Source organism: Mycobacterium sp. OTB74 (genome assembly GCF_029892685.1).
GTDB lineage: Bacteria > Actinomycetota > Actinomycetes > Mycobacteriales > Mycobacteriaceae > Mycobacterium.
In genome coordinates, this window is record NZ_JARXVD010000003.1 from 394,942 (window position 1) to 412,242 (window position 17,301).

A 17,301-nucleotide genomic window follows, 5' to 3' on the forward strand; every position below is an offset into this window, starting at 1 on the left:
ATCAGTCCGAGTACCTCGGCGTCGGTGGTGACGGCGCCGGACCCAGCACCGTCAACCACTTGCGGTACAACGTGTTCCACGTTCCATCCCGGCGAATGCGTTCCAGCGTCCCATTGACGAACCGGACCAGCCCGGTGTTCTCCAGATTTATCCCGATGCCGTAGGGCTCCTCGTCCATGGTGGGGCCGGTGATGTGCAGATACGGGTCCTGGGAGACCAGACCGGCCAGGATCGCGTCATCGGTGGATACCGCATCGGCTTGGCGCTGTTGCAATGCCACCAGGCAGTCGGCCCAGGTCACTGCCTCCACGAAAATCGGGGGAGGGGTGATGCTGGTCAGTCGCTGCAACGATGTGGTGCCCTTGACCGCGCATACCCTCTTGCCGGATAGATCCGCCGGTTTGGTGATCCCAGAGTCCCGCGGCGCGAGGATACGTTGGTGGGCGACAAAGTATGCGGTGGAAAAGTTGACCAGCTTGCGGCGTTCGCAGTTGATGCTCATGGTCTTGACCACGATGTCGACCTGATTGTGCTGAAGCGCCGAGATCCGGTCGGCCGACGACAGGATGCGGTATTCGACCTGGGACGGGGTACCGAAGATGTCGCGGGCCACCTCGCCGGCGATGTCGACGTCGAATCCGGTGATCTGTCCGGTTATCGGATCGCGGAACGAGAATAGATTGCTGCCGATGTCGAGGCCGACGATGAGCCGTCCCCGGTCCTTGATGTTGGTCACCGCGGCCGCCGCATCGGCCGGATTCGGGAACGGGCGAAGACTTGCGGTGCAATCAGTTTCGTCTTTCGCCGCCATCGGTGGGATCGAAGTCTGAATGTCCAGGCCGGCCGGTGTCGGTGGCACGATGGTGATGGCGGACGGTGTCGCGGCCGGCGGTGGCTCACCGCAGCCGGCCAGAAGCAACAGTGCCATCAGTGCCGGGGCCAATCGGGTGTACCGTGTGCCGCTCATCGGTATTCACTCAACCTTGGCCACAGTCCCAGCGCCACCATCATCGCTGCCGCGATGCTGAGTGTCGCCGCGCCGACCGTCGCTCCGGACAGCGCCCGACGCGCGGTCAGGATGTCGTTGCGCAGCTGCTTACGGCTTTCCTCGATGCTCTTGCTCAGGGCTGCGTCGAGTTTGTCGAATGCGGGTGTGGAGTCGTCCTCACTGGTGCCCAGCGCAACCTGGGTCGCGGCCTGGTAGTTGCCCGTCGCGATGAATGCGTTGATCCGGTCGTCGGCCGAGCGCCACCGCTGCAGCAGCTTGTCGGCGTCGGCAAGGTAGTCCTTGCCGACTGCGTCATCACGTTTCATGTACTCGGTCAACAGCTTTTCCATGGTACTGATTCGGTCGTAGTACGACTGCTTGCGTATGCCCTCGTCGCCGCGCCGGACCAAGGCCAGGGTCTCGTCGGCGCGGGCCTGCTGTGCGGTGATGGCCATGGTGGTCACCGTCTTGAGCGATGCCGCTGCGGTATTGCGCGCACTGCGGGTGTCGGCGGTGGAGATGAACAGGGTGGTGCCGATCCACACGATCATGATGAGCACTGCCAGACCACCGGCCACGAAGCCCAGGTTGACCCGACGTCGGGTGTGCCGCGCCAGCCACCGGTTGGAGAACGCACCGAACATCAGGGTCGCCAGGATCACCAGGATCACCGAGGCGGGGATCTGCGATGACGCGCTGGTCTCGGAGTTCACCTGCGCCGAGGTCGTCTCGTAGAGGCGTTGGGCGTCGGGCAGGATCTGCGTCTGCATCAATGAGGACGCCTCGGACAGATACGCAGAGCCGACCGGGTTGCCGGCCCGGTTGTTGGTCCGAGCGGTCTCGACCAGGCCGGTGTACACGGCGAGCTCGGAATTGATGTGGCCGAGCAACTGAATCATCGGTTCGTCGGTGAGCCCGCTGGAGGCGCGGGTCACCGATTGGGCCGCGTCGCTGATCGCCTGCTGGTAACGCTGCCGGACGTCCTGTGGTTCGGCCCCCGCGATGAACGCGGTGGCTGCGGCGGCGTCGGCCACCGACAGCGTGGTGTACAGCTGGCCGGCGGAAAAGGCCAGCGGTTCGGTGTGGTCCAGGACCGTGGTCAGGGCCTGCTGGCGGTTGTTGATGGTGGTGGACGTCGCGAATGCGCAGGCCATCACCAGCGTCGACAACACCAGCCCGATGATCAGGATGCGGCCCGGTGTGGTCCACATGAACCACCAACGAGAGTGCGCGGGAGCTCTGGATGACCGGCTCGCCAGGGGCTCGGTCGAAGGGTGCGCCAACTCCACCGTCACGTGTGCGCCGACCTCAACTTTCTCCTGCCCTGCCGACCCGTCCGAACCTTATAAAGGAAGTCTAAGAGCAACTTGAGCGATGGGGGTGGATTCCCGGTCGGCCCGGTCATGGAACTTGGCAGAAACTGAGGCAGGCACCCACAAGATGACGCGGTTGCCTATTCTGAACCCGTGCGAGGCGACGGTGACGGATGGGTGCTCGGCGCCGACGGCGCCCATTTCTGGGGCCGGCACGGCGCGGCGGGCCTGCTGGTGCGGGCACCCCATCCGAGTGGCGGCGCGGTGGTGCTGTTGCAATACCGGGCGCCGTGGAGCCATCAGGGCGGGACGTGGGCGTTGCCCGGCGGTGCCCGCGACAGCCATGAGACCGTCGAGGAGGCCGCGGTCCGCGAGGCCTTCGAGGAGACGGGACTCGAGCCCCATCAACTGACCGTGCGTATCAGCGTCGTCACGGCCACTGCGGTAGGCGACGTCTGGACCTACACCACGGTGATCGCCGACGCAGCCGAGCAGCTGGAGACGGTGGCCAACCTGGAGAGTGCCGAGCTGCGCTGGGTGGCCGAGGACGACGTCGCGTCGCTGCCATTGCATCCCGGTTTCGCGGCCAGCTGGGAGCGGCTGCGCAGCGTGACCGCCAAACTGCCGTTCAAGTGGTAGACAGCTAGGCGTTGATGCTGCCCCCACGGCGCAAAAGTTCGAGTGACGAGCGCCGTGGACGCAAGTCAACGGGAACGCAGGGCCGCTTTCAACTCCCGTGCCGCTGCAGCCGGATCTTCGGCGCCGGTGATGGCGCGCACCACCACGATGCGCCGGGCCCCGGCGGCAAGCACCTCGGGTACCCGAAGTGCGTCGATTCCGCCGATACCGAACCAGGGTTTGTCCGTTCCCGAAACGGCCGCCGTCCGCACCAGGTCCAGGCCCGGTGCGGTGCGTCCGGGCTTGGTCGGCGTCGGCCAGCACGGGCCGACGCAGAAGTAGTCGACGGCTTCGGTGAGCGCGGCCGCCACCTGCTGCTCGTCGTGGGTCGACCGGCCGATCAGTGGATTCGGTCCGATGATGTCGCGGGCCAGCGGCAGCGGCAGGTCATCCTGCCCCAGGTGCAGCACGTCGGCGCCGGCGCCGCGGGCGATATCGGCCCGGTCGTTGACGGCGAACAGTGCGCCGTGGCGGCGGGCCGCGTCGGCCAACACAGCCAGCGCATCGAGTTCCTGTTTGGCCTCCAGAGGCCCGAACCGGGCTTCACCGGCCGAGCCCTTGTCGCGCAGCTGGATGATGTCTACTCCGCCGGCCAGCGCCGCGTCAGCGAATTCGGCCAGGTCACCGCGCTCGCGGCGGGCGTCGGTGCACAAATACAGGGACGCGGACTGCAGGCGCTGGAGGGGTGTATGCACAAGCGCGACGGTAGCGACTACCGTGGACGACGCGACACGGGAGTCCCGGGATCGGGGGCTGAGAGTGGGGTCGACCACCCTTTACCGTCACACCTGATCCGGGTCATGCCGGCGAAGGGAGAGAGAAAGATCGTGGCCGTGGACCTTGCTGTCATTGGCGGCGGTGTCATCGGTTTGGCGGTGGCTCGGCGCGCGGCGCTCGACGGGCACCAGGTGCGGGTCCACCGGACCGACGTACGCGGGGCTTCCTGGGTGGCCGGCGGCATGCTGGCACCACATTCGGAAGGCTGGCCCGGCGAAGAAGAACTGCTTGCCCTGGGGTTGGAGTCGCTGGCTCTATGGCACAGCGGATTCCTGGACGGCTTACCCGATGAGGTGGTGACCTCCCGCGAGTCACTTGTGGTCGCGGTCGACCGGGCTGACGTTGCCGACCTGCGGACTGTTGCCGACTGGCTGGCCGCGCAGGGGCAACCGGTGACACTGACGACCGCTGCCCGTGACATCGAACCTCTGCTGGCGCAGGGCATCAGGCACGGTTTCCGCGCGGAAACCGAACTGGCCGTGGACAACCGGCTGCTGGTTGAGGCACTGAGTGCGCATTGCGAGCGGTTGGGTGTGCAATGGGCTGATCCGGTGGACTCGCTGGACCAGACCCGCGACGCGGATATCACGGTGTTGGCCAACGGAATTGACGCACCAACTTTATGGCCCGGGCTGCCGGTGCGCCCCGTCAAGGGTGAGGTACTCCGGCTGCGCTGGCGGCAAGGTTGCATGCCGGTGCCGCAGCGGGTCGTTCGGGCCCGGGTACACGGTCGGCCGGTGTACCTGGTGCCGCGGGCCGACGGAGTGGTGGTGGGCGCCACCCAGTACGAGCACGGCAGGGACTCCGCTCCCGCGGTCACCGGGATCAGGGACCTGCTCGACGATGCCTGCGCGGTGATGCCTGCGCTGGGTGAGTTTGAATTGGCCGAGTGTGCGGCTGGCCTGCGGCCGATGACGCCCGACGGCCTGCCCATCGTGGGTCGGCTGGATGAGCGCACCCTGGTGGCCACCGGCCACGGTCGTTCGGGCTTTTTGCTGGCGCCCTGGACCGCACAACGGATTTCCGAAGAACTCAACTCACGATATGGAGTCGCCGGATGAAAGTCACAGTCAACGACGAGGACGTGGAGATCGGCGAGGGCACGACGGTATCCGAACTGGTTGATTCCCTTGGTTTTCCGGACAAGGGTATCGCTGTGGCCATCGACTGGACGGTGGTACCGCGATCGAGTTGGGACCAGGCGCTGATCGACGGCGCCAAGATCGAGGTGGTTACGGCGGTGCAGGGTGGCTGAGGTGCAGGACGTGTTGCGGATTGCGGACCGTGAGTTCGGTTCCCGGCTGATCATGGGTACCGGCGGGGCGGCCAACCTGACCGTTCTGGAGGAGGCGCTGGTCGCGTCGGGCACTGAGCTGACCACCGTGGCGATGCGCCGGGTGGATGCCGAATCCGGAACCGGTGTATTGGATCTGCTGAACACCTTGGGTATTGCTCCTCTGCCGAACACTGCGGGGTGTCGGAGCGCAGCGGAGGCCGTGCTCACTGCACAACTGGCTCGGGAAGCGCTCGGGACCAACTGGGTCAAACTTGAGGTGATCGCCGACGAGCGCACGCTGTTGCCCGACGCCATCGAACTGGTACGTGCCGCAGAACAATTGGTCGACGACGGCTTCAACGTGCTGCCCTACACCAACGACGACCCAGTGCTGGCCAAACGGCTGGAGGACACCGGCTGCGTCGCGGTGATGCCATTGGGCTCGCCGATCGGCACCGGGCTGGGTATCTGCAACCCGCACAGTATCGAGATGATCGTCGCTGCCGCGGGCGTTCCGGTGATCCTGGACGCCGGAATCGGTACTGCGAGTGATGCCGCTCTGGCCATGGAATTGGGCTGTGACGCAGTGCTTTTGGCCAGTGCGGTGACCAGGGCTTCTGACCCGCCGGCGATGGCAGCTGCCATGGCCGCAGCGGTGACCGCTGGACGGCTGGCTCGGCAAGCCGGTCGCATCCCCAAACGATTCTGGGCGCAGGCGTCCAGCCCGGCCTTATGACACGTCGCTACGTCGCGCTGGGCAGTTCGATGGCCGCCGGTCCGGGCATCCGGCCGAGCGCGCCCGGCGCACCATCGCGGTCTGGTCGTTCGGCGGTCAACTACCCGCACCTGGTGGCTGCCCAACTCGGCTATGAGCTTGTGGACGTGACTTTTTCCGGCGCGACCACCGCACATGTGTTGTCCGACAAGCAGTTCAGGGCAGCACCTCAGGTCGAGGCGCTCGAAGGTACCGAATCGCTGGTCACCATCACCATCGGCGGCAACGACGCCGGTTACGTCCCGATGTTGCTCGCCGCATGTCTGCCCCGCGTCCTGCGCTCCGTTCCCTTGATCGGCGGATTGCTGCGCGGCCAACTCGATGCCGCCGCCCGCGACCGTGCTCTGGATGAGGTCGGGGAATCCCTGAAAACCGTTGGCGCTGAGGTTCGCCGGCGAGCACCGCGGGCGCGGGTGTTGTTCGTCGACTACCTGACCTTGCTGCCGCCGGCCGGTGTGCCGGCACCCCCGATCAGCGACGCCGACGCCGATCTGGGCCGACATATCGCCGCACGACTGGCGCAGCTGACCGCTACCGCAGCGGAGGCGACCGGCTGCGAACTGGTGCCCGCTGCGGCGGCCAGCTGCGACCGGCACGGGTGGTCGAAGCAGCCCTGGGTCACGGCGTTCCACTGGCCGCTACCAGGGCGGGTGGCACCATTGCACCCCAATGCCGCCGGCATGCGCGCTGTCGCCGATCTCGTCCTAAAGGTGCTGCACCGATGATCCAACTGACCGGGCTGACAAAGGATTTCGGCCGGACCCGGGCGGTCGACGATCTGACCTGCACCGTCGAACCCGGCCATGTCACCGGTTTTCTTGGACCGAATGGGGCGGGCAAATCAACCACGATGCGCATGATCGTCGGGCTGGACCGGCCCACCGCGGGCACGGCCACCGTGCTCGGCCGGCGGTACCGAGACCTCAAGTGGCCGTTGCGCAGCGTCGGTACTCTGCTGGACGCTCGACAGGTCCATCCCAACCGCACCGCTCGGGCGCATCTGCGGTGGATGGCCGCCGCGAACGGACTGCCGGCAAGCCGGGTGGAGGAAGTTTTGGGCCTGGTCGGTCTGACAGAGGTCGGGGGCAAGCAGGCCGGTTCGTTCTCGCTGGGCATGGCCCAGCGCCTGGGTATCGCCGCGGCTCTGCTGGGTGACCCCGAGGTGCTGCTTTTCGATGAACCCGTCAACGGCCTTGACCCGGAGGGCATCCGGTGGGTCCGCACCCTGATGCGGGAACTTGCGGCCGAGGGTCGCACCGTGCTGGTGTCCAGCCACCTGCTCGCCGAGATGGCCAACACCGCTGATAGGTTGGTGGTGATCGGCCGGGGCCGGCTCATCGCCTCGACCACCATGCCGGAGTTCCTGGCCGCTTCCGGCGTCGGTACAGTGCGGGTGCGCAGTCCGCAATTGGAACGACTGGCTGAAGTGCTTACCGCACAGCAGGTCTCGGTACGGCATGATGGTGATGCACTGCTGGCTACTGGCACGTCGACCGAACAGATCGGCGAGGCGGCCGCTGCCCACGGAATCACATTGCACGAGTTGAGCGTTCGGCAGGCCTCACTGGAGGAGGCATATCTGCAGCGGACCGATGCCGCCGTCGATTACCGGGCCGAGCAGAAGGCGAGGGCAACCTGATGAATCTGGCGGCAATCAATTCCGAACGCCTCAAGCTGCAGAGCACTCGGGCGCCCATCTGGCTCACCCTCGTCGTGCTCGGCTTGAGTCTGGGGTTCTCGGCGATTCAAGCGGCGGTGTTGCCCTACGGCCTGTTACCTCCGGAGCGGGCCGCCCTGGGCGTCGCAAGGTTCGGGGTGCCGGTGCTGATGATTCTGTCCGCACTGACGGTCACCGCCGAATACCGCACCGGGATGATCCGCACGAGTTTCCTGGCAACCCCGCGACGCAGCACGGTCATGATTGCGAAAGCCGTTGTAACCGCGATATTTTCCGGGATCGTCACGGCCGTTATGACTCTAGGGTCGATAGCGCTGGGCAATTCGATGATGGCCGGCCCCACTGCCGACGGGTTGGGCTTGACCAGTCCTGCGGTATGGCAGACGGTCGGTGCACTGGCCATGTTCGGTGTGCTCGGTGCGGTGCTGGCAGTGGGCTTGGGCGCGTTGTTGCGGCACACCGCAGCGGTGGTGGCGGTGCTGGTACTGCTGCCGTTCGTGATTGAACCGCTGCTGGGCACCATTCCGCAGGTCAGTGGGCGGGTCGGGCCGCTGTTGCCGTTCGCGAACGTGTACACATTCACCAAAACCCCGTGGTTTCAGACATTCCCGATGTGGTGGGGCCCGACGGGTGCGGCGTTGTACTTCGCTGGAGTGGTCGTGGTGGTGTTCGTTGCTGCGGTGGCAGTGGTCGGTCGTCGCGATCCATGATGCGGCCCGCGGCCCACCTTCCGCGCGCTACCGTGGTGTCATGCTGCGCATCCCTGTGTCCCTCGCTGCCGTGGTGGCGGCCGGGACGCTGGGATGCGCGTGCCCGACCGTTGATGTCAGCGGGGCCGCCAACAAGTCCGCTAAAGCCTTCGCCGGACAGTTGGCCCACAGTGTCACCATCGACGCGATGATGGGCCACCTTGCCGCGCTGCAGGCCATCGCAGATGCCAACGGCGGCAATCGCGCGTTCACCACACCGGGCTATCAAGCCAGCGTGGATTATGTGATTAAGGCGTTGCGCAGCAAGGGGTTCGACGTTTTCGATCCGGAGCTGGACATCAAGCAGGCCTACGCGCAGAAGCCCAACCTGACGGTCGGCGGGACCCCGGTGGCGGCTAAGGCATTGGACTACACCGCGGGCACCCCGGGGATCAATGCCCCCTTGGTGCCGGTGCTCGCCGGCAAGGGGCAGGGCTGTGACAGTGCCGATTACGACGGTCTGCCGATCACGGGTGCGGTGGCACTTGTGGACCGAGGGACGTGTTCGTTCGCAGTCAAAGAGGCCGCGGCCGCAGCCCGGGGTGCGCGGGCGTTGGTGGTCGCCGACAACGTTGACAACGTCGACCGGGCCCGTGGCGGCACCCTGGGGGCCAAGACTGCTGTACAGATCCCGTCGGTGTTCATCACCAAGGCCGACGGGGCGACGCTGCGGGCCAATCCGGGGCCCGTCGCACTCAAGCTCGACGCCGGCGTGCGAATTATTCACACCCGCAACGTGATTGCCCAGACCAAGACCGGGTCGGCCCATGATGTGGTGATGATCGGCGCTCACCTGGACAGCGTCAAGGCCGGTCCCGGAATCAACGATGATGGTTCAGGCGTGGCAGCGGTGCTGGAAACCGCACTTCAGTTGGGCAGTTCGCCGTCGGTGCACAACGCGCTGCGCTTCGCGTTCTGGGATGCTGAGGAGCTAGGCCTGGTCGGCTCGACCACCTATGTCGAGTCGTTGGACTACGACGCACTCAAAGACATTGCGCTGTACCTGAATTACGACATGATCGCCTCGCCGAACGCGGGGTACTTCACCTACGACGGTGACCAGTCGACAGCACTGGCGCCCGGCGGCACCGCGCCGCCGATGCCCGAAGGGTCGGTCGGTCTCGAACGGACGCTGGTGGAGTATCTCAGTTCTGCGGGCAAGCAGGCACAGGACACCAAGTTCGATGGGCGGTCCGACTACGAAGCGTTCGCCAAGGCGGGGATTCCCTCGGGCGGGCTGTTTTCCGGCGATGAGGAGAATATGAACGAGGACCAGGCCCGGCTTTGGGGCGGCACAGCAGGCCAGCCATTTGCCCCGCATTATCACCAGGCTTCGGATACGTTGGCGTGCATAAACCGCACCGCGCTCGAAATATTGGGCCGCGGTGTGGCTTTCAGTGCTGGCTTGTATGCGCAGGATCTCGGCGGGCGCAACGGGATGCCGATCCGTCAGGACCGTACCCGGTATGTGGTGCCTCCCTCATGAAGCGTGTTCTCACCGCCGCTGTGCTGATAACGATGCTCTCGGCATGCTCGCCGCCGCCGCACCAGCCGACAGCCGATCTCGGGCGGGCGCTGGCCGCGAAGATTGGAGTGGACGGGCTTTACACCCACCTGCACAAGCTGGCCGAGATCGCTGCGGCCAACAAGGGTAACCGCGCCGACACCAGTCCGGGATTTGACGCCAGCGTCGACTACGTCTCGAAATTCATGAAGGACAAGGGGTTTGACGTCAAGGTCACCGAGTACCGCCGGCTTGCACCGGGGCCGCAAGGTAATCCGGCTTTGACGGTTGCCGGTCGAAAACTGCCGGTTGACCAGGCGTCCCTGCTGGTGCAGACGCCGGCAGGCGGGCTCAACGCTCCCGCGTTGCATGCGTCCAAGCCGGCTGGCTGCACCGCCGCCGATTACGGTCAGCTCAATCTCACGGGTGCCATCGCCGTGGTCGATGACACCGGATGTTCGGTGGTGGACAAGCAGAATGCGGCGCTTGCACGAGGTGCGACTGCGGTGCTGGTGGTCAGTGTGCCGGGGCCGGACGGCAGTCCGCGTGGGCTGTTCACCCCGGGCTACTACGAACAGCTCAAGGTGCCAGTCGGGGTTATAGGCCGCGAAGCTGACAGCGCGGTGCTTCGCACCAGCGCGCCGGTGCGATTGATTCTGGACGGCAGTTCCTCGATGACCACCTCACGAAACGTGTTGGCGCAGACCAAGACCGGAGATACCCACAATGTGGTGATGGCCGGTTCGCACCTGGACAGCCCACCGAACACCGCGGGTGTCAACGATGCCGGGACCGGGATGGCCGCGCTGTTGGAAACTGCTGCTGCACTGGGCGGTTCGCCCGATGTGGCCAACGCGGTTCGGTTCACGTTCTGGGGCTCTGGGGCAGCAGGCCAAGAAGGCGTGGCGAACTACGTGAACGGGTTGGACCTTGACGCACTCAATGACGTTGCGCTGTATCTGAATTTCGACACGCTCGGATCAGCCAACGCGGGCTTCTTCAGCTACGACGGTGACCAGTCCGGACAGCCGAACCCGGCGATCCCGCTCGACAAGGTGCCGACTGGCTCGGCGGGCGTCGAGCGGACTCTGGCCGGCTACCTGTATCTGGCCGGCCAGCGTCCGGCAGACATGCCGCTGAGTTTGGCCGATGACTCCGCTGCATTTCTCACTGCTGGGGTGCCCATTGGGGGCGTGACGGCGGGTCAGTCGCAGCGCAAGAGCGCTGTCCAAGCCCGGTTGTGGGGTGGCCAGGCGGGGGTCGCGTTCGATCCGGGTTTCCGGACCGGACAGGACACCGTTGAGGCAGTGAACCGAACGGCGCTAGGCGTCATGGGGCCGGCCGTTGCCTTTGCAGTTGGCACGTACGCGCAGTCGTTGACCGGCGTCAACGGTGTGCCGTTGCGTGACCAACGGCACCGCCAACCCGCCCGGTAAGGGAACTGCCAGCAAACTCCAAGCCGATTGGTCCCGACCTGCGGTGGGCACGTCCCGATTGCTGAGATACAAATAGTGCCCGTGAAAACTACTTATCGCCGTTGGTCGGCGGCTGCCGGTGCTTTGACAGTCCTGGCCATGGGTGGGTTGACGGTAGCGTGCGGGTCGCACGGCAGCAACGCGCCCGCGACCACCACCACCGTCACCGCGACCCCGACCACCACAAACAAGGAGCACCACGGTGGAGGCGGCGGTGGCGGCAATTCCGGCGGCGGCAATTCCGGTGGTGGCCAGCAGCAGGCTCCTGCGCCGGCGACAGTGACCAACACCGAGACCGACACCCAGACACAGACCGAGACGTCGACTTCGGTGCAGACCTCGACCGAAACCTCGACGGCTACTCAGACCGTCACCCAGGAACCGCAGCGCCACGGTTACAACGGTGGCCAGCAGTGGCAGCAGGGTCACTGAGCTACCTCTTACCATCTAGGAGCGGCCGCCACCGACATAGTTCAGGTGGCGGCCGTTTTCACTCGCACGATCAGTGCGGCGCATTTCTGGCGAAGTCTGCGAATCGTTGGGCGACCGGAGAAACAGTGCGCCGCCGCGCCCAAGCCACCCCGACCGAGCCCTCGGCCCGGGGATTGGACAGCGGAATGTAGGCCACGGCTGGGTCGCCGCGATCTGGTTGTGGCGCAGGCACTATCGCCACACCCAAGCCGGCGGCGACCAGTCCTTCCACGGTCGGCAGCCAGGCCACCTCGAACGCAATTGGCGGGCTGATGCCTTCGGCTGCCCACATGTTCTGGGTCGCGGAACGTAGCCCGAACGGGTCGGCTGCGAGGATGAACGACTCGTCGGCGCAGTCGGTCAGCCGGACCTTGCGACGGCGCGCGAGCCGATGGTCACGGGGTACCGCCAGACACAGCCGCACCCTGACCAGCTTGTGCCAGTGAAACTGTTCGGCATCCAGGTGCGGGCCGGTGATCGCCAGGTCGACCTCGCCGGTAGCGAGCAGTTCGGTGACCTCACCACCCGGACCTTCGCGCAGGTCGAACTGCACCTGTGGCGCCTGCTGGCGAAATCGACTCAGCAGTTCTGGAACGAACCAGCTGGCCACTGAGCGCACGAACGCCAGCCGTACCGTTCCGCTGTCGGGGTCACGTAGTGCTTGGATTTCCTCACTGGCCAAACGGATTTCGTCTAGGCTCCGCCGGGAGCGGGCCAGCATGATGTCGCCGTTGCCATTGAGTTGCAGGCGGCGGTGCAGCCGATCGAACAGCGGCGCTCCGACCTGATGTTCCAGGCGCGCCAGTGCTCGAGACAGGGTCGGCTGGCTGACGTTGAGCTTGGCGGCGGCTTCGGTCATATGACCGGTCTCGGCCAGCACCACGAACCAGCGAAGTTCGTCGACATACACGCAAATAACGATACGCATGGTGAATCGATTTATTAAAGATCCGAATTTTACGTATTCGAATGTCAGTGGTTACCTGGAAGGTGCGGGCCGAGCAGTGTCGCCCGGCGCAGCCTTACCAACGTGACCGGGAACCACCATGCGTCTAGTCCGTACGACCCTGGTTGCCGTAGGTATCATCCAAATGCTCTTCGGCACAACACTTCTGCTCGATCCCACAGGGCTACTCGGCGGGCTTGCAGCTGAGCCGGACCGGGTGCACTGGCTTTTTGCGCCGCCGGCGGCGCGATGTGTAGGTTACGGCATCGGCATGTTCGCCGCGGCACATGCGCCCGAACGTCACCGGCTCTGGATCGACACCATGATCGGCATTCAGATCGTCGATTTCGTGGCCACCGCAGGCTATTTGGCAGCAGGAGCGCTGCCGGCCGGAAGCGCCTGGGCGGTTATCCCCCCGCTGTTGTGGGTATTCCTGCTCTGCTGGGTCCGCTGGCAGCTCCGCACCATACCTCTTTACCGAAAGGAATCTGACCATGACCACTGCGAATCGACGGATCCGAATCGGCGTCCACCTGCAGCTTCAGCACGCCGACTATGACCAGATTCGCCAGGCCGCCAAGGATGCCGAAAACCTGGGCGTTGACATCGTTTTCAACTATGACCACTTCTTTCCGCTGGACGGCGACCCGAACGGCAAAGTGTTCGAATGCTGGACCACGCTGGGCGCCTGGGCCGAATCAACCAAACGGGTGGAGATCGGTGCTCTGGTCACCTGCAACGCCTACCGCAACCCGGATCTGGTGGCCGACATGGCGCGCACGGTCGACCACATCAGTGGCGGCCGACTCATCCTCGGCATGGGCTCAGGCTGGTTTCAGAAGGACTTCGATGAATACGGGTATACCTTCGGCACGGCCGGCCAGCGGCTCGACGACCTCGCCGCCGCCATGCCGCGCATCGAGAACCGGCTGGCCCGGCTGAACCCGCCGCCGACTCGCAAGATTCCGGTGCTGATCGGTGGCGGCGGGGAGAAGAAGACGCTGCGGATTGTCGCCCAGCATGCGGATATCTGGCATGCCTTCGGCGACGGGGAAACTCTGCGCCGCAAACTCGATGTGCTGGAGGGGCACTGCCGCGCCGTCGGGCGCGACCCAAGTGAGATCGAGCACTCGGCGCAGATCGTGCCGTCGCCCGCGATTCCCGCCGAGTTGTTAGACACCTTGGCCAAACCCGATGAGCTCCGCGAGCTCGGATTCACCACGTTCACCTGGACCATCGGCGGGCCGAATTACGATCTGGAGCCATTGCGGCAATGGATCTCCTGGCGCGACAAATACAACGGCTGACGGACTATTCCCGGGTGTGATCTATCTCAACCGCTTGCATGCATCCTTGCATGCAAGGGATAACATGCCTGGATGTCCATCGATCAGACCCCGGCCGGCGAGCGCGCCTACCAGGACACCAAGGACAAGATCCTGGGCGGCACCGTCACGGGAGGCCAGCTGCTCAGCGAGGTTGAGGTCGCCACACAACTGGGGATCAGTCGTACCCCGGTACACGAGGCCTTCCTGCGGCTGGCCGCCGAGGACCTGCTGCAGATGCTGCCGCGCCGGGGCGCCGTCGTCGTCCCGATTCAGCCGAACGAGTCCACCGACCTGCTGGAGATGCGCCTGGCGCTGGAGGGCAGTGCGGTCAGGCGGCTGTGCCGGTCGGATGCTGCGGCCACCGCTGCCTACGATGAGCTGACCGTGCTAGTCGAGCGCCAGCGCGATGCGGTCGATGATCTGCAAGCCTTCGCCCAACTCGACGACGCTTTTCACCGGCACATCGTCGACGCCGCCGGAAACTGCATCGCCCAGCGCTTCTACTGCTCGCTGGGTGACCGGCAGCGCCGGATGATGGCCGACGCTGTGCAGGCCGACAGCAGCGTGGTCAACCGGCTGATCACCGAGCACGCCGAACTGGCCGGGGTCATCGGTCGTCGCGACGTGGAATCTTTTGATGCTCAGCTGCTTTCGCACCTGGAATCGACTTACCGGGTGGTGCTGCGATGAACGTCAAGCCGTGGCTGGCCGTCGCCGTCGGTGTTTTCTGCATCGGTTGGGGCGGAAACCAGTTCACCCCCATGCTCATCGAATACGTTCAGCGGTCCGGTTATTCGCGGGTCGACGTCGACGTGCTGCTGGGTGCCTATGTGCTCGGGCTGATTCCGGGCTTGCTGGTGGCAGCCGCGTTGTCCAACCGATACGGCCGACGCCCGGTGATGGTGGCCGGTCTGATCAGTTCGGTGATCGGAAGCGTGATCCTGGCCGCCGGAGAATTTGGCGGATTCCCTGCGCTATTGGTGGGAAGGCTGCTGTCCGGCCTGTCGGTGGGCATCGCGATGGCCGTCGGTACCACGTGGGTCGCCGAATTGTCCGCGCCGCCATACGACGATGTCGCGGCAGGCACCGGAGCCCGCCGCGCCTCGATCTGGCTGTCCATGGGCCTGGCGGCCGGACCGCTGTGTTCAGGTCTGCTGGCCCAGTTCGCGCCCTTGCCACTAACCCTGACCTACCTGGTGCAGGCCGCGCTGTGTCTGCCCGCGCTGTGGCTGGTCATGGTTAGCGGGGTCGAGACACGGACCGACCCGCTCGAGGGAAACCTGTTGTCCCACATCCGTGTTCCGGCGGCCACCCATCGTCGATTCGTGCGAGTGGTGGCGCCGATGGCACCGTGGATCTTCGGATCGGCAGCCATCGCGTATGCCATCGTGCCGACCCTGGTCTCGGACCGGTTGGGCCAATGGGCGTTGCTGTACACCGCCGGGCTGACGGTGCTGACCCTGGTGTGCGGTGTGCTGGTCCAGCCCATTGCGCGGCGCCTGGACGATCATGCAAGTGCGCGTGCCGTGGTGGTCTCGATGGTGTTGATGTCCTTCGGTGTCTTCGCTGCGGTGGCCACGGCGATCACGCGATCGCCCATGGTGGCGGTGCTGGTGGCGATGCTGCTCGGCGCCGCCTACGGCATCGGCATCGTGTCCGGTCTGCTGGAGATCCAGCGCATCGCTGAACCGCATGAACTGGCCGGCGTCTCGGGCGTCTACTACTCGCTGGCCTACATCGGCTTCTTGCTGCCGGCCCTGCTTGCCGCGCTGGCCCATTACGTCAGCTACCCGGCGATGCTCACCGCTTTGGGGCTGCTTGCCGCGGTCAGTACCGCCATCTGTGCTTCGGGCTGGTCCCGGCACCTGCAGCCGGCCTGATTTCCGGGCGTGCTCATCCGCAGGTGTGCAGTTCGGTTAGCGTGATGACTTGTGATGTCTAAGGCGCCCAGCCGTCGACGCCCCAAGGACCGCAAAGCGCAGATCGCCCGGGCCTCGGCCGAGGCATTCAGCGAACTGGGCTACCACGGTGTCCGGATGGAGGACATCGCCGCGCGGGTGGGCATCTCGGCCGCGGCGCTGTACCGGCATTACTCCGGTAAATACGAGTTGTTCTGCGAAGCGGTGCTGAGCCTGGGCCAGCAGCTGGTCGACGCCACCGGCATCGCCGAGGACTCCGGCGATCCGCAGGGCGATCTGGACCGTCTGGTCGCCGCGCTGATCGACACCGCGCTGGCCAACCGGGAGGCCGGTGGACTGTATCGGTGGGAGGTCCGCTACCTGTACGGCGAGGCCCAGCAGATCTTGGACACCCAGGTGCGCACGGTGCACCAACGCATCCATCGGCCGTTGCGACTGCTACGTCCGGAGCTGTCCTCGCGGCAGTGCTGGACCATCTCCACGGCGCTGCTCAGCGTGCTGGGCAGCATCGTCGACCACCGAGCGACGTTGGCTGCCGCCCGTATCCGGGTCGTCCTCGCCGAGGCGGCGGCGGCCCTCTTGAGCGCCGACGTGCCCGAATTGTCTACCGATGCTGCTCCACCAACGCCGCCTGAGCCATTGCCCATCTCGAAATATGAAGCGCTGCTTGATGAATCGATGCGGCAGTTCAACGAGAAGGGATACCGCGACACAACGGTCGAAGACATCGCGTCTGCGGTGGGACTACCGGCGTCGGGCATGTACCGGTACTTCGCGTCAAAGAGTGACATCCTCGCCGCCGGCTTCAGGCGCGCCGCGGACCGGTTGTCGGCCGACATGGCAGCCACTATCGCCGCCGAACCCGAACCGGTCCACGCGCTGACCTCACTTGTCGAGGTATATGTCGCCCGCTCGTTCGACAGCCCCGAACTGGACTACGTCTACTACACCGAGCGACTCAACATGGCCGACGCCGATCGGCACATTCTGCGCGGCATGCAGCACGACGTGGTACAGACCTGGGCCGACCTGCTGGTCGCGACCCGGGATGAACTAGCTACCGCCGCAGCAGTTTTCGTGGTGCATGCGGCCATGTCGCTGGTGGTCGACCTCGGTCGACTACTCAGCTACCGCAACACCACCGAGGCGCGCCGATGCGTCTGCGCGCTGGTGGAGTTGACGTTGCTCGGTCAGGACCGGTTGCGGACCGCGTTGCCGGCCAGGTACGCGACATAGGCGATGGCACCGACGCGGGCGACCTTGCGGGTCTGGGGGACAATCAAGCCGACGCCGATCGCAGTCTCCAGGGATCCGTTGATGTAAAGGTGCTTCCGGGTGTCACGCGGGAACGCCGGTGCGGTGATCGGCTCGAACAGTTCCGGCTTGACGAAGTGCAACAACCCGGCAAGGGCCAGCATGATCCC

General features: G+C 65.5%; 19 protein-coding genes and 1 riboswitch. Of the genes, 14 read left to right on the top strand and 5 right to left on the bottom strand.

The window, feature by feature from the left end; genetic code table 11:
* Position 1: 1 nt before the first annotated feature.
* A complete protein-coding gene (locus tag M2432_RS07430) occupies positions 2-967 on the bottom strand; it encodes a glutamate ABC transporter substrate-binding protein (protein WP_280826106.1) in 966 nt (321 codons plus the stop codon).
* The gene (gene glnX, locus M2432_RS07435; protein WP_280826107.1) at positions 964-2,283 is read right to left on the bottom strand and encodes a protein kinase G-activating protein GlnX; all 1,320 of its coding nucleotides are present in this window, start codon (positions 2,281-2,283) and stop codon (positions 964-966) included. Before glnX ends, M2432_RS07430 begins: the two co-directional genes overlap by 4 nt.
* A gap of 171 nt (positions 2,284-2,454) precedes the next feature.
* On the opposite strand from glnX, the gene M2432_RS07440 reads away from it, so the two are divergent.
* Positions 2,455-2,940 (top strand): NUDIX hydrolase, encoded by a 486-nt coding sequence (locus tag M2432_RS07440; RefSeq protein WP_280826108.1) that lies wholly within the window; start codon positions 2,455-2,457, stop codon positions 2,938-2,940.
* A gap of 65 nt (positions 2,941-3,005) precedes the next feature.
* On the opposite strand, the gene thiE is transcribed toward M2432_RS07440, so the two are convergent.
* Positions 3,006-3,674: a thiamine phosphate synthase gene (gene thiE / locus M2432_RS07445; RefSeq protein WP_280826109.1), complete on the bottom strand. Its 669-nt coding sequence runs from the start codon at positions 3,672-3,674 to the stop codon at positions 3,006-3,008.
* Positions 3,675-3,700: 26 nt separating this feature from the next.
* Positions 3,701-3,811: riboswitch (TPP riboswitch) on the top strand.
* On the opposite strand from thiE, the gene thiO reads away from it, so the two are divergent.
* The 9 genes from thiO to M2432_RS07490 all read left to right on the top strand — a co-directional run bounded on the left by thiO (position 3,780) and on the right by M2432_RS07490 (position 11,645).
* Entirely contained in the window at positions 3,780-4,817 is a 1,038-nt protein-coding gene (thiO, locus tag M2432_RS07450; protein WP_280826110.1) for a glycine oxidase ThiO, read from the top strand. It overlaps the preceding riboswitch by 32 nt.
* Complete coding sequence (gene thiS / locus M2432_RS07455; protein ID WP_280826111.1) at positions 4,814-5,011, top strand: sulfur carrier protein ThiS; 198 nt, start codon at positions 4,814-4,816, stop codon at positions 5,009-5,011. The genes thiO and thiS overlap by 4 nt, the downstream gene beginning before the upstream one ends.
* 1 nt (position 5,012) lies before the next feature.
* A complete protein-coding gene (locus M2432_RS07460) occupies positions 5,013-5,768 on the top strand; it encodes a thiazole synthase (RefSeq protein ID WP_280826192.1) in 756 nt (251 codons plus the stop codon).
* A complete protein-coding gene (locus M2432_RS07465; protein ID WP_280826112.1) occupies positions 5,765-6,532 on the top strand; it encodes an SGNH/GDSL hydrolase family protein in 768 nt (255 codons plus the stop codon). The genes M2432_RS07460 and M2432_RS07465 overlap by 4 nt, the downstream gene beginning before the upstream one ends.
* A complete protein-coding gene (locus M2432_RS07470) occupies positions 6,529-7,446 on the top strand; it encodes an ABC transporter ATP-binding protein (protein WP_280826113.1) in 918 nt (305 codons plus the stop codon). The genes M2432_RS07465 and M2432_RS07470 overlap by 4 nt, the downstream gene beginning before the upstream one ends.
* A complete protein-coding gene (locus M2432_RS07475; RefSeq protein ID WP_280826114.1) occupies positions 7,446-8,195 on the top strand; it encodes an ABC transporter permease in 750 nt (249 codons plus the stop codon). Before M2432_RS07470 ends, M2432_RS07475 begins: the two co-directional genes overlap by 1 nt.
* A gap of 40 nt (positions 8,196-8,235) precedes the next feature.
* Positions 8,236-9,720: a M28 family peptidase gene (locus tag M2432_RS07480; protein WP_280826115.1), complete on the top strand. Its 1,485-nt coding sequence runs from the start codon at positions 8,236-8,238 to the stop codon at positions 9,718-9,720.
* Positions 9,717-11,174, top strand: coding sequence for a M28 family peptidase (locus tag M2432_RS07485; protein ID WP_280826116.1), 1,458 nt, complete (start codon positions 9,717-9,719; stop codon positions 11,172-11,174). Before M2432_RS07480 ends, M2432_RS07485 begins: the two co-directional genes overlap by 4 nt.
* Positions 11,175-11,255: 81 nt before the next feature.
* Positions 11,256-11,645: a hypothetical protein gene (locus tag M2432_RS07490; RefSeq protein WP_280826117.1), complete on the top strand. Its 390-nt coding sequence runs from the start codon at positions 11,256-11,258 to the stop codon at positions 11,643-11,645.
* Between the two features lie 70 nt (positions 11,646-11,715).
* Here M2432_RS07490 and M2432_RS07495 read toward each other — a convergent pair whose 3' ends face one another.
* Positions 11,716-12,612 (bottom strand): LysR family transcriptional regulator, encoded by an 897-nt coding sequence (locus M2432_RS07495; RefSeq protein ID WP_280826118.1) that lies wholly within the window; start codon positions 12,610-12,612, stop codon positions 11,716-11,718.
* 512 nt (positions 12,613-13,124) lie between these two features.
* Here M2432_RS07495 and M2432_RS07500 point away from each other — a divergent pair.
* From M2432_RS07500 to M2432_RS07515, 4 genes are all read left to right on the top strand, one after another.
* Positions 13,125-13,937 carry an LLM class F420-dependent oxidoreductase gene (locus M2432_RS07500; protein ID WP_280826119.1) on the top strand — a complete coding sequence of 271 codons (813 nt, stop codon included), beginning with the start codon at positions 13,125-13,127 and terminating at the stop codon, positions 13,935-13,937.
* A gap of 72 nt (positions 13,938-14,009) precedes the next feature.
* Positions 14,010-14,648, top strand: coding sequence for a GntR family transcriptional regulator (locus M2432_RS07505; protein ID WP_280826120.1), 639 nt, complete (start codon positions 14,010-14,012; stop codon positions 14,646-14,648).
* Positions 14,645-15,838, top strand: a complete 1,194-nt coding sequence (locus tag M2432_RS07510; protein ID WP_280826121.1) for an MFS transporter — start codon at positions 14,645-14,647, stop codon at positions 15,836-15,838. The genes M2432_RS07505 and M2432_RS07510 overlap by 4 nt, the downstream gene beginning before the upstream one ends.
* A gap of 54 nt (positions 15,839-15,892) precedes the next feature.
* A complete protein-coding gene (locus M2432_RS07515) occupies positions 15,893-17,113 on the top strand; it encodes a TetR/AcrR family transcriptional regulator (RefSeq protein WP_280826122.1) in 1,221 nt (406 codons plus the stop codon).
* On the opposite strand, the gene M2432_RS07520 is transcribed toward M2432_RS07515, so the two are convergent.
* Positions 17,068-17,295: a hypothetical protein gene (locus M2432_RS07520; RefSeq protein ID WP_280826193.1), complete on the bottom strand. Its 228-nt coding sequence runs from the start codon at positions 17,293-17,295 to the stop codon at positions 17,068-17,070. The two genes, M2432_RS07515 and M2432_RS07520, sit on opposite strands and share 46 nt — an antisense overlap.
* Positions 17,296-17,301: the final 6 nt, after the last annotated feature.